We start from the raw sequence: 15,631 nt of genomic DNA on the forward strand, positions 1-15,631 counted from the left end.
CATTAATTGTAAGTACTTAAAGCATTTCCGACATACTAATATTTATAATTAATCATTAATATACTGGTTAATTACATTCCACACAGAAGCTTTCTCTAGTCCTAGCTTCCATACCGCAATTCCTGCCGTATTGTTATCAACTACGACCTTAAGTTTCTCCTCGATTGATTTGTCTTCCTCAAACCATATCTTCCTGGTTACTCCATTTTTATCATATGAGCATACATACTGCCCTGCATCATCATTCCATATGGCTGTCTGTCCGTCTTTGTTAAGCTCATCAATAGCCGCCTGCATACCAACTGCACTGCTTGTTGTCGAAGTCTGTGATACGCTCCATATTCTTGTAAAGAAAGGTATACCCACAACAACCTTATCAGCCGGTACTAATGCTGTCATATCTTCAACTGCTTCCTTAACAAATGGAAGTGAAGCAACTGAACCGGCCTCAGAACCTGCATAATGCTCATCATATGCCATAACAATTGCATAATCCACATAATCTGACTGCTCCTTAAGATTATAACAGCTGTTATATGCCTCCGGCTTGTAATTATCTGTTGACAATATAATATTATTCTTATGGCACTCAACCGACAACTCTCTTACAAATTGCAGGAAATCCTTAGCATAATCACTCTTAACATTTTCCAAATCAAGATTAATTCCGTCATATCCATATGCCCTCGCATCTTTAATAAGCGTATCAATCATTGTCTTTCTTGCTGTCCTGCTTGAATATAACGCCTTAAAATCTACTGACTTATTAAAATCGTCCACTAAAGGCCACACCTGTAACCCTCTGTTGTGCATAGCATTAACCCACGAAGTCGATGAGTAATTACTCATACTGCCATTTTCTGATGTAATGCTGTACCAGGTTGGAGCGATAACATTTATATTAGACAGACCTGTAAGCTGTGAATAGTTATCATTGCCAGCCATACCAGCAACCTGGAACCAGCCAAGCTTAACCTTCTGGCTTATTGACAGACCTGCATATTGTGACTCATATGTATTATCCGGAACTTCTGTATACACTTCACTTACATCACTGCTCTTTACATAACCCGTGTACCCTGTCGCACTTATTACCTTTATCCAGTCGTCATAGCTTTCTACATAATATACGCTGTCACCTTTATTAATCTGCTCTAAAATGTCACTTTTGATGCCGCCTCTGTATCGTATATACATATCTTTCTTCGCTGTAACCCTGCTGACCTCTCCGTTAATCATATTAACAGACAATCTTGAAGGCTTGCTTCCATATGCATATGTGCAGTTCGTATAATCTGCCACATACTGAAATGCTATATACATTGTACCATCTATCTCACACGCTATCTTATATTCACTATCATATGTATTACCATCGCTGTCCTTATACCCTGTACTGTCAGGCTCGTATGTATATGTCCTGCTGTCATCTGTATACAAAACAGCGTTACTTTCTTTGTCATAATAAAATCTTACATTAATATAATCAGCCACAAAATCCACCGGAAGATACAGCACATCATCTCTCATAACTCCGATATCACTGTAACTTTTATTATCAATTATAACCAATGTCTTATCGGTATTACTATCCACCTCAAAATATTTATAACCGTCCATCCATTCCTTAGATGGAGCGTATCTTTTTACTAAAAATGTGCCTGCTGCCAGTGCGGCAAGAACAACCACTGCCACAACCGCTATCAGTCCGGTTCTATATCTGTGTTTCCTTCTGCTTCTCATTCTTATCTCCATTCCTGTCTATACTGTTATTTATTACGCTCACGCTCTGACACTAAATAATTGACTTTATTGTATTTCTTCATTAAGTATACGAAGTGCCCGCTCTGACATTAAATATATGCCTTTATTGCATTAACAATAATATTTATTATTCTGACTATATACAGTATCTTTGCAGAAGTATTGTATCATTTAATACTGGCAGGGTCAAAATATATTTAACCCCGCCTTGTATATTGTATGGCGAAGGGACGCCTTTAACTTATATTAATGTATTTTCCTGTTATATTTATTAACATATTTTTCATTAATACATTTTTCTGAATATATCTTTAATTAATCTATTATAAATAATATTGATATACTCATTTTATTAAATTGTCCGTGATATTATTTTTGTGATATTATCTTATTTCCCCATTATAACCTTTATAAGAAGGTACTAACAGTTTCATAAACCAGTGAAGATTTTCTCCACTTAACATAAAAGGATTGCGCTCTATCGGTGTTAATTCCACCTTCACTCCATAATCCTGCAATAACTGCTCATTCTCTTTTGTGCCATTGGTCAATGTATACATAGTTAATCCCTTTATATGAAGAAATCTGCCCATTCTCTCAATCTTTTTAATACACTCCTTGAATTTCCACGGAAGCATTGACCCTATAAGCATTTTCTTGTCACACCCTGCCAGTGTAGCAGTCATTCTTGCAAATGTATCCTTGGCATCACCAAAATCTATATCTATTATTACTATATCATAATTATCTTTTAATATATTAAAACTATTGTCATTCAGAACCCCGTAAAAGTCTATCCCATTAATACTGTAGGCATGTCTTGATACCATCTTCTTACAACGTACTGTTCTTCCTGCACACATCTGCTCTTTCATAAGCACATATGTCTTAATGTCACCTGCAACAGCCGTCTTTCTCTTTAATACACTTGTAAAAAACACTGCCAGCATAATAGTCACATAAGTTGCACCTGCACTGTCACAAAGCCCTGCTACTCCTATAGTCCTTACATTATCAGATATTCTCACATTTTTATACTGATTTAGTAATTCCCTGCTCTTTCTTTTCTGCTTCAATCCCTTTATATGTTTTAATTCTTTTATTTGTCTTAATCTTTTGCATGATAACCCATATTTTTTCATATAATATTTTATATAACTCCTTTTTTTGTCCTGCATCTATGTTCTCCCATAAAGCAGTAAGATTATCCTGCATAAAATCCTTCATAATTAAAGTCCACGCAGCGTTATTCTCGTACCACTCATATATACACGGCACTCTATAACAGCTTTTCTTATCTGCTATAGTATTAGAATACCCATAAAACTGCACTTCATTAACAAGATTAACAAATATTATGCTGTTATGGCATATTTTATCAGTTTCATCTATGAGGCTGCTCTCACTTCTGACATCATATTTTCCGCCAACAACACATATATTTATTATTTTTGAATTATTATCATTCATTATTGCCTCATAGCCATAACTATCTATCATTACTCTTTCGTTACAACTATCCATATGAATATTTTTTAATTCATTATCACAATCCTGAAATAATGAATTAACTCCACTGTCAATAATTACAATGTCAAAATTATCCTGTATATCATAATTAACACCCTGCGTTTCATCTCTGCCATATGACGGCATCAGCCATATTCCCCTGCAGATAAGAAGGCCTTCTGATGTAGAACATATACTATTATCTGCCAATGCCGTCTGTAATATATCCGTTCTTCCCGAACCTTCTATTACCAGACATTTCAAGCCATAATCACCGAGGCAGTGTGCCATACTAAGCACAGTATGGGTAACTCCAATTCCTCTCCTGCTACCTGATACTTTAATTATATAAGAGTAATTCTTAATTCCATAAATGCTGTTTATTTTGTAATTTTCTAATACACTGCCTGACACATTTTCACTGCCTGACACATATGTATTATTTAATGCTATGCTGCTGGTTTTATTTATTGCATTTTTATTGATAAATTTTATTTTCTGAAAAAATGTAATATCAGACCTTGCAGTTTGTTCCAGTTCCCACCTTAACGCTTTAACATTTTTATAACGTCTGTATTGATTATGACGGGTACATTTATTAATTACCGGGTATAATTTATTATGGACTGTGCTATTGCTGTCAGCCATAAACTTAAGAACCATTCCAACACTGTAAATATCAGTCTGATAAGTAAGCTCCTTTCCGCCGTACTGCTCAGGTGCAGCATAACCTGGACTTATCATACCAGCCTGCGTTAATCCAGCTTTGTGAATCGAACTCCCAAAATCTATAAGTTTAACATTATTATGCTCATCAATTATGATATTATCAGGTTTAATATCAAGATGAATTATTCCATTATCGCAGTTATGCAGATACTCCAATATGTCACATAATTTAACTGCTATATCACAAATCTCACTTGTCTTTATATTGTCTGTATCATTAATATATGACCTTAAAGATTTACCAGATATATATTCTTCAATAATGCAGATACTTATATCATCTTCTTCAATATCGTAAATTACTGGAATGTGGGAATGTTTAAGATTCTTAATTAGACGGGCTTCTCTTAAGATAGTGTCACTATCCATATCAGCCTTTCTGATAACCTTGGCAACTCGCAATGTATCAAGTGCGGTATGCCTTACTAAATATACATTAGAATGATTGGTCTTGGCCAATTGCTTTATTATCTCATACTTATCGCTAAATTCCTGTTATTCACCTCCGTTGACTTATAGAATTAAATTACTCTGATTAGTTTATATCATACTTTTAATATATTATCAATACAATTTTACAACTTCTTGTCGAAATTTTTAAAATTTAGAGATTTTTTATTTTATGAAACATCCAGACTCCTTTACATATCTATGAAAAATGAGTATTATATTTTCATAGATATAATTAACTATGCACTTCGCAAGAAAGGAGATTGTTATGAAGATTGAAAGAGTTAATGAGAATCAGATACGTTGTACACTCAATCAGGCTGATCTTGCTTCTAGACAATTAAAGATAAGCGAACTTGCGTATGGCAGTGAAAAAGCAAAAGAACTTTTCAGGGATATGATGCAGCAGGCTTCCTATGAGGTTGGTTTTGAGGCTGACGATATTCCGCTTATGATTGAAGCAATTCCTATTTCATCTGATTGTATTGTTCTTATTATAACAAAGGTCGAGAACCCTGAAGAATTAGATACACGCTTCTCTAAGTTCTCCCCTTTGGATGATGGTGAGTATGATTATGACGATGATTATTCAGATATAGAAACTATTGATGATAATTCCTATAATGATACTTCTGTTCCGCCTACCGCAGGTGATGAGCTTGATGCGGATACCAAGACCACATCAGAGGGTGGGATTATCGGTGATGACCTTATGAATTTATTCAGCAAGGTAAGAGATTACCTCAACAATTCCAAAGAGAATACAGTCAGCACTGGAAGCAGGCATACTGCTCCTGACACCACTGCTATCCCTGAGGAATTTGCCAACAGCGACAGAAGCAGTTCTGATAATAATACTGAACACAAAGCTCCCGCTGCACCTGTTCCTAAGACAAGAATATATTCTTTTGAATCTATGGACGATTTTATTGATGCTTCCAAGGTCATTAATCATATTTATAATGATCCAAGCTATCTTTACAAGAAGTCAGGCAGTGACAGATATTACCTTATTATGCAGAGATGCTGCTGCTCATCTGTAGATTTTAATAAGGTATGTAACATATTATCAGAATATGCCCTTAAAGAAACTTCAAACGAAGCTTTATTTGCTTTCTTTAAAGAGCACGGTGACTGCATTATAGCCAAGCACGCGATAAATGTTGCAGCTAACCTCTAATACAGCCGCTGGTGGAGTTAACATTACCATATGCACATTTTTGATTATCTGCATACAGCTTTATAATCCGGATAATTATACCAATATATACCAAAATAAAAAATACCCCATTGTAGTAACACCAGTCTCCAGTTATAAACTGATTGCAGATGTTACTACAATGGGATATCTTTTTAATATTAAGCAGCCTTTAGCTTTTTTAATATTAGCCTAATGACTGAAGGTAGCTCTGGATTTCTTCTACGAGCATATCGCTGTCAATACCGTGTACCATAGCAGCTTCTTCTAATGTCTCTCCTGCTGATGAAGGACATCCAACACAGTGCATACCTGCACCCATAAGAATTGGAATTACTCCTGCATCAATCTGTATAACTTCACCAATTGTTGTGTCCTTGGTAACTCTTGCCATACCTGTTTCCTCCATATATATTAATTCCTGTTATAATCAGGTTGTGTGGTCTATATTTCCGACACATACAACTACTATAATATTACCCAATAAAAATGTCAAGAATACCTGATTTGTGTTAATTTTTTTGTCTTGTATTTTTTCTTACTCTATCGTATAATATGGATACAATAAATCCAAGGAGGAATATTATTATGGCATATGTAATTAGTGATGATTGTATCAGTTGTGGTGCTTGTGCTGCTGGATGTCCAGTTGAAGCTATCAGCGAAGGTGCTGCTCATTATGAAATCAACGCAGATGTATGTGTAGATTGCGGTGCTTGTGCTGGTGTATGTCCAGTTGGTGCTCCAAACCCACAGTAGTTTGAAGATACATAACTAACAACAGCAGGTGTGAATTATCACACCTGCTGTTTTATTTTAACCATTAACTTTTAATCATTAATTCCTAAACAGTTATATTAACCGCGTTTTTCCTAATCGATACACTTTATCATTATCAATTCTATAAACCCATATTCTTTGCAAGGTCTGCAAATCTTGTCTGTTCTGGTATCCAAGCCATCTTAACAGTTCCTATAGGACCATTTCTTTGCTTAGCTATGATAATCTCTGCAATACCTTTAAGTTCTGTGTCCTTATTATAATAATCATCTCTATAAAGAAACATAACTACATCGGCATCCTGCTCTATCGCACCTGACTCTCGCAGGTCCGATAACATAGGTCTGTGGTCTGGTCTTTGTTCTACCGCTCTTGAAAGCTGTGACAGTGTAACTACAGGTACATCAAGCTCTCTGGCAAGTGCCTTTAATGAACGGGATATATCTGATATTTCCTGCTGTCTTGACTCCGTCCTTCCATTACCACTCATCAACTGGAGGTAATCGATTATTATTAAGCCAAGATTATTTTCCATTTTGTACTTTCTGCACTTAGACCTTAACTCCGATATCGTGATACCCGGTGTATCATCAATAATAAGCTTGGACTTTGCTATTCCATCTGCACCTTCAATAAGCTTGCCCCAGTCATTAGAGTCAAGACGGCCTTTTCTAAGCTTGTCGGCATCTACTGATGACTCAAGCGAAAGCATACGGTTTACAAGCTGTACATTTGACATTTCCAGACTGAATACGGCTGTTGTTATGCCCTGTTTAATAGCAACATTTTCCGCCACATTAAGGACAAACGCAGTCTTACCCATAGATGGTCTTGCGGCAACAAGCACAAAATCTGATGGCTGTAATCCGGATAAATAGCTGTCCAGATCCTTAAAGCCTGTAGGAACACCAGTTACGACACCTCTGTTCTTAGCCGCTGTCGATATCTTATCAAGTGCTTCAAGAACAACCTTATCAATAGGAGTATAATCACTTGCACCTTTATTTCTTACAAGCTCGAATATACGCTTCTCTGTCTCTGCAAGTATATCCTCTGTGCTGTCTTTACCTGCATAACAGTCATTAGCTATCTTTTCATTAACTTTTATAATATTTCTTAAAATGGACTTGTCTTTAACTATCGTTGCATACTGTCTTATATTAGCAGAGGTTGGCACTGATGAAAGCAATTCCCTGACAAATTCAAGACTATACACCTCTGGAGGCACATCTTTTTCTTTAAGCTTCTCCTGTAAAGTAACAACATCTACAGGCTTGCCTTCATTATTCATCTCCACCATAGCCTGAAACATAATCCCGTACTGCTTATAATAGAAATCATCCTGCATAAGCATTTCGCCCGCAGTAATAATAGCCTGCCTGTCCCATATCATAGAACCTATTACCGATTGCTCAGCTTCAAGACTATTAGGCATAGTTCTGGTAATATTTAATTCTTCCATAGTTCCTCACTTATACAAATGTATTATTTCTCCACTACTTTAACAGTCAATTTAGCTGTTACATCTTTATGAAGCTTAAGTGCAATTATATGTGTACCTAAAGTCTTAATAGGCTCATCAAGCTTCATCTTCTTCTTATCAACTTCAAGTCCAAGCTGTTCCTTAACAGCTGCGGCTACTTCCTTAGTTGATATTGTTCCAAATGTTCTTCCACCCTCACCTGTCTTCATATATACTGTAACGGATTTATCTTCGATAGTTGCAGCAAGCTCTTTAGCCATCGCAAGCTCTTCTGCTGCCTCTTTTTCTTCTCTCTTCTTCTGAAGCTTAAGGTCATTAAGATTTTTAGGTGTAGCTTCTATACCAAGCTTCTTAGGTATAACATAATTTCTGGCATATCCATCATTTATCTTAACAATCTGTCCCTTTTTACCTAATGTTCTTACATCTTCTAATAAAATAACTTCCATAATTAACCTCTTTTCTGCACTTTACCTGTGCTTAAGCTTATACTAAATCTCGCCCTCAGCAAGCATATTGTCGAGAGTAAGTTTAATTGTATTAACTGCCTGCTGTATTGTACAATTCGTAAGCTGAGCACCGGCAATACTCATATGTCCGCCACCGCCAAGCTTTTCCATAACGAGCTGTACATTTACCTCGTCTATGGATCTTGCACTTATATATAATTTATCTTCATATTGTGTAATAACAAATGAAGCCTTTATTCCTGATATATCAAGAAGCTGGTTCGCAGCCTTTGCACCACCTATAGTCGGGCTTTCAAGACCTTCTCCGTCAAATACAGTAATAGCAAATGCAGACTTGTATACCTCTGATTTGCTTACTGCCGAAGCTATCGCCTTATATTCATTCATATCATTCCTAAGCATTTTCCTTACTCTTGTAACATCTGCACCGTGTCGTCTTAAGAATGCCGCGGCCTCAAATGTACGTGGACCTGACTTGCTGTTAAATCCATCTGTATCTATTGATATTCCCGCATATAGTGCATCTGCCTCAAATGCTTTAAGCTTAATTCCATCATCAACATACTGTATCATCTCTGTGACCATTTCACAGGCTGATGAAGCATATGGGTCTACATAAGAAAGCACCGCACCAGTAATTGTATCGCTTGAACGTCTGTGGTGGTCAAATACAATTATAGTCTTACATTTATCAAGAAGCTGCGGACACTCTGTTCTCTGTGGTCTGTTCACATCTACAACTATAACTACCGTTGATGCTGTAAGATAATTCTCTGCTTCCTCTTTCTTAATAAACATATCATCTGGATATTCTTCTTTATCTATAAAACGGTTCATAAATGGTCTGACACTGCTTGAAATCTCGCCAAATACAATATGAGCTTCCTTGCCGAACTTCTTGGCAATAATATATATACCAAGTGCAGAACCAAATGAATCTATATCTGGCAGATTATGTCCCATAATAAGCACATTGTCATTAGCCTCTAATATCTGTCTTAAAGCGTGGGCTTTTACACGTACCTTTACTCGTGTATTCTTCTCCATCTGCTGACTCTTTCCACCATAATAGTATATCTTCTCACCATCTTTGATAACTGCCTGGTCACCGCCACGTCCAAGTGCCAGATCCATAGCCGCCTTGGCAATATCATAATTTCTAGCATAATCAGCCGCACCAGTTCCTATGGCAATACTTAATGTAAGTGTCTTTTCATTACCGACTTTTACGCTCTTTATATCTTCCACAAGACTGAATTTATCTGCGAGAAGCTTCTCAAGGAACTTATATCTGAATACAACAAGATATTTATCTTTCTCCAGTTTTCTTATAATAGCCGCACCAGCTGAGAAATATTTATTAACTCTCTTATCTACAAGTCCGACAAATAAAGAACGACGCACATCATCTACACTTTCAAGTGCATCTTCATAATTATCTATATATACAAGCCCGACTACAAACCTTTCATCTCTTATCTTCTGTATGTACTGGTTAATATCCGTTTCATCAAACATATACATAGCTACAAGCGAAGAATTATAATCTTTGGCAAGAATATTAACACCTTGTGTGATTATATCAGCACTTATTCTCTTCATTTCAACACGGTAGTCCCTGTCATTAAATGCGACCCTGATTTCTTTGAAATCCTCAAAATTCCTGAATACATTGGCTGATAACTCAGGTATGATTGTAGAAATATTTTTATTAAGATCATTCTTTCTGTTAATACTTGCCTGCATAGAAGCATTCATCCATAAAATATTACCTTTATTATCCAAAAGGCAATAAGGTATGCTTAACTCATACAGCAGCTGTCTTTGTACCTGAGAATAATTGGAAGAAAATTCCACTATCTCCTTTATTATTCTTGGACGAAAATAGCATATCATCATCGCACAGACAAAGGCATATATAACTATAAATACTGCAACAATTGACGCTGCCACACTACTCACCAAACATAATAATATATCAAGTAATACAAGTAATATACCAAGACCTACAGGCCATAAAAATATAGAATTAAGCCTGCCAGATGGTTTGAATGACTTTGTTTGCTTATTATTCATATTAATTCCTCAATTCCTGCTTGCTTATATACAGCACACTACTATGCCCAAACGCATATGCAAATTATAACACAACTTCATCTGTCTTAAAAGCTATATTAAATAATTATCTATCCCAAAGCTCAATTACACAATTATCCTTATCTTCATTAAGATACATATTCTAAGCCTTACCTACAGGCAAAGTTAATAACCAAAATATATTTAAACATATCTGTATAATAAAATTAAAAAAGCTTTCACAAACATATACGTCTGTGAAAGCTCTTTAAACCGCAGATTATACTAACCTACAATTATAATTATTCTACTGTGTAAGGTAAAAGTGCTACATGTCTAGCTCTCTTAACTGCAACTGTAAGTGCTCTCTGGTGCTTAGCACAGTTACCAGTAATTCTTCTAGGAAGAATCTTACCTCTTTCAGATACATACTTCTTTAATAAAGCAACATCCTTATAATCTAATGCCTTGTTTGCATCAGCACAAAATGCACATACTTTCTTTCTTCTGCGCATTGGTCTTCTTCTCATCTGACCCTCTGGTCTTTCAGCCTTCTTATCTGGCATATCAAGTTACCTCCTATCTTAATTGAAAGGTAAACCCTCGTCTTCAACGCCATCAGGAATATTCATAAATCCATCCCCAGCAGCAGCGCTTGGTTCTGGTCTTGATGGTGTATATGCTGCTGTCTCACCTGACGCAGCGGATTTACTTTCAGCAAATTCCTGTTCTTCAACAACAACATCAGTAGTGTAGACTCTCTGTCCATCCTTATTAGTATAACTACCTGTCTGGATACGTCCTGTAACAACAATCTTAGTTCCCTGATGAAGATACTTTTCAGCAAATTCTCCAGATCTACCGAAAGCAACACAACTGATAAAATCAGCTGACTGCTCATCATTATTGTTTCTTGCACGTCTTCTGTCTACTGCTAATGTATATCTTGCTACTGCCATAGAGCCATCTGCATTCTGCGAATAGCGTACATCTGGTTCTCTTGTCAGTCTACCCATTAATATAACTTTGTTCATACTTATTCTCCTCTTCTATAAAGAGTTGTAAGCCTAAACGTCAATCAATTATTCTCCATCTTTAACGATTAAGAATCTAATAACGTTCTCCATAATACGAATTCTTGACTCAACTTCTGCTGGTGTAGCTGCATCAGCCTCAAACTTAATGAAGTTGTAGTATCCTTCGCTCATATGCTGGATTTCGTATGCAAGCTTCTTCTTCTCGCAAGTACCTGGATCAGTAATTGTACCGCCAAAACGAGTGATTAATTCCTTAACCTGCTCTACTGTAGCGTTTCTTACTTCATCCTCGACGTTTGCGCTAACAACTAATGCTAATTCATACTTATTCATTCTACGTCGCACCTCCTTCTGGTCTTTAGGTCCCTTTTATTAAAATATAAAAAGAACAAGGATTAATAATATCACGAGGACTGATTATAGCACATAATTATAACTCTTACAAGTCATTATTGACTGATTTTTGTATTTTTTTTGTATTTTTTTCAACAAGCGAACGCTTTAAAATTATCTCATGCATACAGCCACAGCATTTTAACTTAATATCCGCACCCACTTTAATAACTTCCCACTCGTCACTGCCACAAGGGTGTTTCTTCTTCATTTTAATAATATCGCCACATTCTAATTTAATCATAGACCTATTCTCTTATAATAACTCCTAATACATTACACTCCTTATCTTCTAACTGTATAACTCTGTTATTAAGCTCGTCCTCATCGTAAGTTTCCTTTTCAGCTATTATTGCCGCATATCCACAAAATGCAGCAAGTGTTCCATCCTCATCTGAGTCCACCACAATATAATCATATTCTTTAGAATACTTATCTATAAGTGACTTAAATATCATTATCTCATCATCTGTCACAACACCATCTTCATTGATACCTGTAAATATAAGGCTCAAATTCTTGTGATTAGTTACACAGACTATTTCTTCATTCTTCTCAGGTCTTTTAATATAATCAAGCACACCCTTCGCACTCTTGCCAAGCTTATACTTTCCAAGAAATACATCTGTCCTTATATCTCCGTCCACAAAAAGCACTTTATTGCCTTTTTCCATAATATTATAGGCTATTTTAAATGTATCCACCTTACCGCCAAGCACTGCAAATGCTTTGTGATTTCCAAGTCCCTCTATAATATTATCTGTTATTTCTAAAAGACTTTCTGCTTGTGTTTCTGATGTTTTAACTAATTTGTCAACATTTACACTATACATACGACTTCACCCTTTTAACTACTTTCTTATTGTACCTAAAATTCTGAACTTTCTGCTTTCAGAATTAACCTCTTCGCTATCATTTATATCTGTATTATTGTTCAAATCTATATTATTGCCTGCATTATTAAGCTGAGCCTTGTCAACTTCTGCTCCAACGGCTGAAACCACTGGTTCACTTACAACATTAGCTTCCTTGCTGGCTGCATCAGACTCTTGTGCTGACTGGTCTGCCTCATTGACTGGCTCTGCAGCTTTAACTTCCTGTACTGGCTTTTCTACTTCTACAGCACTAGCTAAGGTCTCCGTGCTGACTGGTACTTCTGCACTAGAGGATTGTTCTGCATCGACTGGTGCTTCTACGCTAGCAGACTGTCCTGCATTGACTGGTGCTTCTACGCTAGCAGACTGTCCTGTACTGGCTGGTGCTTCTACACTAGCAGACTGTCCTGTACTGGCTGGTGCTGGCTTTACGTTCTTGTTGGCATTATCCAGCTGTGTGCCTGCATTATCCTCACTTATAGTAGCTGCCACTTCCGCCTGTGCCTCATAATCGGCTTCGTCCTCTGCTTCTTCTATTGTATCTGTATCTTTTAATATATCTTCGTCCTGAGCAGCCTCGCGAAGAATATCCTCATCCAAATCTTCTTCATCATCAGCTTCATAGACTGTCTTTTCATCCTCTATATTAATAAGGATATCTTCATCTTTATTCTTCTTATTAGAATGTTTCAAAACCTTTTCTTTCTTATCTTTAGATGTTTCAATTAAGTCTGGCTTGTGGTCAATATACTCCACATTACCAAATCTTCTCTCGTATTCAAATTCGTGGTTAAAATCTTCATCCTTTGACTTAAATGCACTTATGCAAAGGCATACAATTATCTCTATAAAAAGACATACTGCACTTGCAATGGCTGTAATTATAATTGTATTTCTGTATAAATCCGGCTTAAATGCTACACCTGTAGATGTACCCTCTGATAATATCTGAATTGACTTAACCGGTATTATAGATGTTGTCTTAACTGCTGTTGTAGCTACCGCATCAACATATTTTTTTGCTGTGTTCTGGTCTGGATTAACACATTTAATCTCTACTATATTACTGTTAGCAGGCGATGAAACTGTTAAATACTGTGCTATATCCTCTGATGTTCCTGCCACTCTCTGTGCTGCAGATATTACCACACTGCTCTTGAAAATAATAGTAAAATCTTCCTTCAACCCACCATTATTGGCTCTTATTGAAGCCTCATTTTCTTCTCCAGGCACAACATATAACTGTGTTGTCGATTCATACATTGGATATATCATCTTGTTCTCGTACATATATCCGCTTACTCCACTAAGAATTGCTACTAATATTAATATTAGCACACACCTTGAAAATCTCTTCATGTCCTTCTCCTTCTTAACATATTATCTTAATTTCCACTACTGCTGTGGATAATAGTACCATCTTATAGCTGTTATTACGCCATTGTTATCTATATCAAATGCTATCTGTGCAAAATCATCATCTACTGATGCAGTTCCATTTTTATAGTCAGGTGCAAAATATGTAAATTCTATTATATAATTATCTGCTGTTTCATCACTGTCATAACCATTAAAATTAATTAATCCATAAGCAATTGCATCTTTGGTATTAACCTTGTCAAGCTCATCTAGTGTAAAGCTTCCATATAGATATTTACCCAGCACTGCTGTGCTGTCATCTGATGTATAATAATTATTCTTATAGTCTTGATCCCTGTAATATACGCTTAATATTGAGTCAACCGACATACCGACCTTAAGTCCTCTTGAAAATACATCCTTATCGCTTACTGATGCCGCCGCTGTCAGCTTATATGTACCATTTTCATTCTTTCCAGCCGTTCTTCCGTCATCTGTGAACTTTACAAATATAAGCGTTAAATCATTGTAAGAACATACCTTTTCTAAATATTCCGCTTCAGCATTAGTGTCCTTCTCTGTAGACTCATATTCTGATACCGGTGTGCCATATATATTCTTAACTGCCGCTTCTGTCATCATATATTTAAGCGAATTAATCGTTAAATCTGTATATTGGAACTTGGAAGCCTTGCTTTCTTCCACTGTAGCATATTCCTTATAACTTGTTATATCTTCATTATCATCTGTTATAACTGCTTCTGTTCTGTTACCACAGGCTGTCGTCCCTGCCATTATTGATATAATAGCGGCAATTCCTGTAATCTTTCTTATAGTACCGTTCTTTGTGAATTTAATTCTTGTAAACTTACCCACAGTATTCTTAATGAACTGCTTAAAAATGTTAGTTGTATTCATTATTCACCATTACCTCTGACTTATTTATAAAACCTATTTAATATATTATAACATATCAAAAATCTTTGTAAAATAATATATCTCAAATATCTTTCTCAAATATCTTTCAAAATAAATAATACATCACATTGCAAAAAGAATGTGCAACGCACATCCTAGCACAGAGTGCGGTCACCAGTGACTAACTACATCTTTGCACGAGCGTACATCAGTATAATAGGGAATTCTATCTGAATTTTCTATTACACAAAAAAACCATCTCACATAATTGTGAGATGGTTAAAGAGGCGACAACCAGATTCGAACTGGTGATCAGGGTGTTGCAGACCCACGCCTTACCACTTGGCTATGTCGCCATAACATATTATATTCATAGTAAGAACAAAAAATGACTCCAAGGGGATTTGAACCCCTGATACCACCGTGAAAGGGTGGTGTCTTAACCGCTTGACCATGGAGCCTTAATACTGAACTAGAAGGACAACATGCCCAACTTGCTTAACTATCATAATTATTCTTACAGCTCCCCGAGTAGGGCTCGAACCTACAACAACTCGGTTAACAGCCGAGTGCTCTACCATTGAGCTATC

At 36.2% G+C, this 15,631-nt stretch carries 16 protein-coding genes and 2 tRNA genes; 2 read left to right on the forward strand and 16 right to left on the reverse strand.

Translation table 11 applies throughout. The features are described 5' to 3' along the window. Nucleotides 1-48: 48 nt before the first annotated feature. From WMO42_RS13605 to WMO42_RS13615, 3 genes are all read right to left on the reverse strand, one after another. Nucleotides 49-1,743, reverse strand: coding sequence for a glycosyl hydrolase family 18 protein (locus WMO42_RS13605; protein ID WP_349192577.1), 1,695 nt, complete (start codon nt 1,741-1,743; stop codon nt 49-51). 404 nt (nt 1,744-2,147) lie between these two features. Continuing rightward, on the reverse strand, nt 2,148-2,840 hold the full coding sequence (locus WMO42_RS13610) for a hypothetical protein (protein WP_349192579.1): 693 nt from the start codon (nt 2,838-2,840) through the stop codon (nt 2,148-2,150). Next, nucleotides 2,797-4,473 carry a serine/threonine-protein kinase gene (locus WMO42_RS13615; RefSeq protein WP_349192588.1) on the reverse strand — a complete coding sequence of 559 codons (1,677 nt, stop codon included), beginning with the start codon at nt 4,471-4,473 and terminating at the stop codon, nt 2,797-2,799. Before WMO42_RS13615 ends, WMO42_RS13610 begins: the two co-directional genes overlap by 44 nt. A 247-nt stretch (nt 4,474-4,720) precedes the next feature. On the opposite strand from WMO42_RS13615, the gene WMO42_RS13620 reads away from it, so the two are divergent. Next, complete coding sequence (locus tag WMO42_RS13620) at nt 4,721-5,632, forward strand: adaptor protein MecA (RefSeq protein ID WP_022501463.1); 912 nt, start codon at nt 4,721-4,723, stop codon at nt 5,630-5,632. A 205-nt stretch (nt 5,633-5,837) separates the two neighbouring features. Here WMO42_RS13620 and WMO42_RS13625 read toward each other — a convergent pair whose 3' ends face one another. Next, nucleotides 5,838-6,044, reverse strand: a complete 207-nt coding sequence (locus WMO42_RS13625; protein ID WP_022205867.1) for a DUF1858 domain-containing protein — start codon at nt 6,042-6,044, stop codon at nt 5,838-5,840. 194 nt (nt 6,045-6,238) lie between these two features. Between WMO42_RS13625 and WMO42_RS13630 the strand changes: the two genes are divergently transcribed. Next, nucleotides 6,239-6,409 carry a 4Fe-4S binding protein gene (locus WMO42_RS13630; protein WP_022501464.1) on the forward strand — a complete coding sequence of 57 codons (171 nt, stop codon included), beginning with the start codon at nt 6,239-6,241 and terminating at the stop codon, nt 6,407-6,409. Nucleotides 6,410-6,551: 142 nt separating this feature from the next. Here the strand turns inward: WMO42_RS13630 and dnaB are convergent, their stop codons facing one another. The 12 genes from dnaB to WMO42_RS13690 all read right to left on the reverse strand — a co-directional run bounded on the left by dnaB (nt 6,552) and on the right by WMO42_RS13690 (nt 15,502). Beyond that, nucleotides 6,552-7,892, reverse strand: coding sequence for a replicative DNA helicase (gene dnaB, locus WMO42_RS13635; RefSeq protein WP_349192581.1), 1,341 nt, complete (start codon nt 7,890-7,892; stop codon nt 6,552-6,554). A 23-nt stretch (nt 7,893-7,915) separates the two neighbouring features. Further along, nucleotides 7,916-8,362: a 50S ribosomal protein L9 gene (rplI, locus tag WMO42_RS13640; protein ID WP_022501466.1), complete on the reverse strand. Its 447-nt coding sequence runs from the start codon at nt 8,360-8,362 to the stop codon at nt 7,916-7,918. 42 nt (nt 8,363-8,404) lie between these two features. After that, nucleotides 8,405-10,459 carry a DHH family phosphoesterase gene (locus tag WMO42_RS13645; protein ID WP_349192583.1) on the reverse strand — a complete coding sequence of 685 codons (2,055 nt, stop codon included), beginning with the start codon at nt 10,457-10,459 and terminating at the stop codon, nt 8,405-8,407. 302 nt (nt 10,460-10,761) lie between these two features. Then, a complete protein-coding gene (gene rpsR / locus WMO42_RS13650) occupies nt 10,762-11,025 on the reverse strand; it encodes a 30S ribosomal protein S18 (protein WP_022205046.1) in 264 nt (87 codons plus the stop codon). 18 nt (nt 11,026-11,043) lie between these two features. Next, nucleotides 11,044-11,493, reverse strand: coding sequence for a single-stranded DNA-binding protein (locus WMO42_RS13655; RefSeq protein ID WP_055307073.1), 450 nt, complete (start codon nt 11,491-11,493; stop codon nt 11,044-11,046). A 48-nt stretch (nt 11,494-11,541) separates the two neighbouring features. Beyond that, nucleotides 11,542-11,829 (reverse strand): 30S ribosomal protein S6, encoded by a 288-nt coding sequence (gene rpsF, locus WMO42_RS13660; RefSeq protein ID WP_022501469.1) that lies wholly within the window; start codon nt 11,827-11,829, stop codon nt 11,542-11,544. Between the two features lie 106 nt (nt 11,830-11,935). Next, nucleotides 11,936-12,133 carry a DUF951 domain-containing protein gene (locus tag WMO42_RS13665; RefSeq protein WP_022501470.1) on the reverse strand — a complete coding sequence of 66 codons (198 nt, stop codon included), beginning with the start codon at nt 12,131-12,133 and terminating at the stop codon, nt 11,936-11,938. A gap of 4 nt (nt 12,134-12,137) precedes the next feature. Then, nucleotides 12,138-12,722, reverse strand: coding sequence for an AAA family ATPase (locus tag WMO42_RS13670; RefSeq protein ID WP_022501471.1), 585 nt, complete (start codon nt 12,720-12,722; stop codon nt 12,138-12,140). A gap of 18 nt (nt 12,723-12,740) precedes the next feature. Further along, on the reverse strand, nt 12,741-14,123 hold the full coding sequence (locus WMO42_RS13675) for a hypothetical protein (RefSeq protein ID WP_349192585.1): 1,383 nt from the start codon (nt 14,121-14,123) through the stop codon (nt 12,741-12,743). Nucleotides 14,124-14,159: 36 nt separating this feature from the next. Continuing rightward, nucleotides 14,160-15,041 carry a hypothetical protein gene (locus tag WMO42_RS13680; RefSeq protein WP_022501473.1) on the reverse strand — a complete coding sequence of 294 codons (882 nt, stop codon included), beginning with the start codon at nt 15,039-15,041 and terminating at the stop codon, nt 14,160-14,162. Nucleotides 15,042-15,326: 285 nt separating this feature from the next. After that, a tRNA-Cys gene (locus WMO42_RS13685) sits at nt 15,327-15,397 on the reverse strand. A gap of 33 nt (nt 15,398-15,430) precedes the next feature. After that, nucleotides 15,431-15,502: transfer RNA gene (locus WMO42_RS13690), tRNA-Glu, on the reverse strand. Nucleotides 15,503-15,631: the final 129 nt, after the last annotated feature.

Origin of the sequence: Lachnospira sp. CLA-JM-H23 (assembly GCF_040096425.1) — a bacterium.
GTDB classification, from domain to species: domain Bacteria; phylum Bacillota; class Clostridia; order Lachnospirales; family Lachnospiraceae; genus Lachnospira; species Lachnospira rogosae.

Coding starts and splice junctions, on each gene's coding strand:
- WMO42_RS13655 (WP_055307073.1), bottom strand. CDS start 11,493: ATGAACAAAGTTATATTAATGGGTAGACTGACAAGAGAACCAGATGTA.
- rpsR (WP_022205046.1), bottom strand. CDS start 11,025: ATGCCAGATAAGAAGGCTGAAAGACCAGAGGGTCAGATGAGAAGAAGA.
- WMO42_RS13620 (WP_022501463.1), top strand. CDS start 4,721: ATGAAGATTGAAAGAGTTAATGAGAATCAGATACGTTGTACACTCAAT.
- WMO42_RS13605 (WP_349192577.1), bottom strand. CDS start 1,743: ATGAGAAGCAGAAGGAAACACAGATATAGAACCGGACTGATAGCGGTT.
- WMO42_RS13630 (WP_022501464.1), top strand. CDS start 6,239: ATGGCATATGTAATTAGTGATGATTGTATCAGTTGTGGTGCTTGTGCT.
- WMO42_RS13675 (WP_349192585.1), bottom strand. CDS start 14,123: ATGAAGAGATTTTCAAGGTGTGTGCTAATATTAATATTAGTAGCAATT.
- WMO42_RS13670 (WP_022501471.1), bottom strand. CDS start 12,722: ATGTATAGTGTAAATGTTGACAAATTAGTTAAAACATCAGAAACACAA.
- WMO42_RS13680 (WP_022501473.1), bottom strand. CDS start 15,041: ATGAATACAACTAACATTTTTAAGCAGTTCATTAAGAATACTGTGGGT.
- rpsF (WP_022501469.1), bottom strand. CDS start 11,829: ATGAATAAGTATGAATTAGCATTAGTTGTTAGCGCAAACGTCGAGGAT.
- WMO42_RS13665 (WP_022501470.1), bottom strand. CDS start 12,133: ATGATTAAATTAGAATGTGGCGATATTATTAAAATGAAGAAGAAACAC.
- WMO42_RS13645 (WP_349192583.1), bottom strand. CDS start 10,459: ATGAATAATAAGCAAACAAAGTCATTCAAACCATCTGGCAGGCTTAAT.
- dnaB (WP_349192581.1), bottom strand. CDS start 7,892: ATGGAAGAATTAAATATTACCAGAACTATGCCTAATAGTCTTGAAGCT.
- rplI (WP_022501466.1), bottom strand. CDS start 8,362: ATGGAAGTTATTTTATTAGAAGATGTAAGAACATTAGGTAAAAAGGGA.
- WMO42_RS13625 (WP_022205867.1), bottom strand. CDS start 6,044: ATGGCAAGAGTTACCAAGGACACAACAATTGGTGAAGTTATACAGATT.